Annotated in this window: 1 protein-coding gene and 1 tRNA gene; both read left to right on the top strand. The window is 41.7% G+C overall.

All coding sequences use genetic code 11. The annotated features are described in order from the left end of the window. Positions 1-493 precede the first annotated feature (493 nt). Positions 494-1903 carry a glutamate--tRNA ligase gene (gltX, locus tag LMH66_RS18105; protein WP_229372117.1) on the top strand — a complete coding sequence of 470 codons (1410 nt, stop codon included), beginning with the start codon at positions 494-496 and terminating at the stop codon, positions 1901-1903. 105 nt (positions 1904-2008) lie between these two features. Further along, a tRNA-Ala gene (locus LMH66_RS18100) sits at positions 2009-2084 on the top strand. Positions 2085-2189: the final 105 nt, after the last annotated feature.

Raw genomic sequence — 2189 nt, 5'->3', positions numbered from 1 at the left:
ACCAGTGACCCCCTCCTTGTAAGGGAGGTGCTCTCCCAGCTGAGCTAATCGACCTCGCTGTGTGGGGCCGTATTATAGGGAGCAACGAAATACTGTCAACGACTTTTTCACGAAAAAAGCTCAGCCGCGCTAAAAACGTGCGGCTTGTTGAATTGTTAGGCGCTTTATAACGTCATTTGTCTCAATAGTGTTGCAACTAGAGAAGAATTGAATATTGTAATTATGGAGTAAAGCTCGTATCCAGCTAAACATGCCTTGTTTTGAGACTTGTAAGTTTCACTTCAATAAAAGCTTCGACGACAAAGTTGAGCAATCAGTTCACTCTTTAGCTATAGTTTTTCGCTCACAGAGCTGATTATGATGCTGCTTATTGATGTAGTTTAAATTATCAATAGTGAAACTCGCATAATAAGGTGGTTTGGGTATAGAATATCGGCCACTTTATTATATCTGTCTTTATATAGACGTTTTTGAAATAGGTCAGTGTCCCATTATGACAACTAAGACGCGTTTTGCTCCTAGCCCAACAGGCTTTTTACATGTAGGTGGTGCTCGTACAGCACTTTATTCTTGGCTTTATGCCCGCGCAAACCAAGGTGAGTTTGTTTTACGTGTAGAAGATACTGATATTGAACGTTCGACTCCTGAAGCTTGCGCCGCAATTCTTGAAGGAATGGAATGGTTAGGTTTGACTTGGGACGAAGGTCCTTATTACCAAACTAAACGTTTCGATCGATACAACGAAATCATTGCTCAAATGCTTGAAGAAGGTACTGCTTATAAGTGTTACTGTTCTCGTGAACGTATTGAGAAGATGCGTGAAGAGCAAGCTGAAAATGGTGAATCACAAAAGTATGATGGCCATTGCCGCGATCTTGCTCCTCGTGATACTGATGAACCGTTTGTGATTCGTTTCAAGAATCCAACAGAAGGTAGTGTCGTATTTAACGATCACGTACGTGGTCGTATCGAATTTGCTAACGATACCTTAGATGACTTAATCATTGCTCGTACAGAAGGCACACCAACTTATAACTTCTGTGTTGTTGTTGATGATTGGGATATGGGCATTACTTGTGTTGTTCGTGGTGAAGACCATATCAATAACACTCCTCGTCAAATTAACATCCTTAAAGCTTTGGGTGCACCAGTACCTGAATATGCTCACGTATCGATGATTTTAGGTGATGATGGTGCGAAACTGTCAAAACGTCATGGCGCGGTTGGTGTTATGCAATACCGTGATGACGGTTATTTACCTGAAGCGCTACTAAACTACCTGGTTCGTTTAGGTTGGTCTCATGGCGACCAAGAAGTATTCTCAATGGAAGAAATGATCTCGTTATTTAAACTAGACGATATCAATAAGGCAGCCTCAGCCTTTAATACAGAAAAACTTAATTGGTTAAACCAACATTACATTAAAGAACTTGCACCAGAATATGTTGCATCACATCTTCAATGGCATATGGATGACCAGAAAATTGATACAGCAAACGGACCTGCACTTGCTGAAGTTGTTACAGCTTTAGCAGAAAGAGCGAAAACGCTGAAAGATTTAGCTGCATCTAGCCGCTACTTCTATGAAGATTTCGAAGCGTTTGATGAAAATGCAGCTAAAAAGCATTTACGTGGTGTTGCAATGGAACCACTTAAACTTATACAACAAAAAATTTCTGCCCTTCCAGAGTGGACAGTTGAAGCAATTCACCAAGCAATTGAAGATACAGCAGCAGAACTAGAAGTGGGTATGGGTAAAGTCGGAATGCCACTACGTGTCGCGGTTACAGGCGCTGGCATGTCACCTGCTGTAGATTTAACCTTGTTTTTAGTTGGAAAGGCTCGTTGTGAACAAAGAATCTCCAAAGCGATTGAATTTGTAGCAGATAGAATAAATTCTTAAAAAACGAGTTGACACTTTTGGGCAGGCTGCATAGAATGCGCCTCGCAGTTGAGACACAGCGTCATAATTTATTTCGGTTTGTCCAAATGTGTTAAGTAAAGTTGAGGGGCTATAGCTCAGCTGGGAGAGCGCTTCGCTGGCAGCGAAGAGGTCCACGGTTCGATCCCGTGTAGCTCCACCAATTTTACTAAAATCAAAGCGTTAAGTTTTAGCCTACAGAACTTAATGAGTTATTCACTCTTTGCAGAGTCTAATGCAGTCCGGGTCCCCTTCGTCTAGAGGCCTA

The organism is Shewanella sp. 10N.7, from assembly GCF_020806285.1.
Taxonomy (GTDB): domain Bacteria; phylum Pseudomonadota; class Gammaproteobacteria; order Enterobacterales; family Shewanellaceae; genus Shewanella; species Shewanella electrodiphila.
Note: the sequence above shows the minus strand (reverse complement) of the source record. Positions and strands in the feature narration are given on the sequence as shown.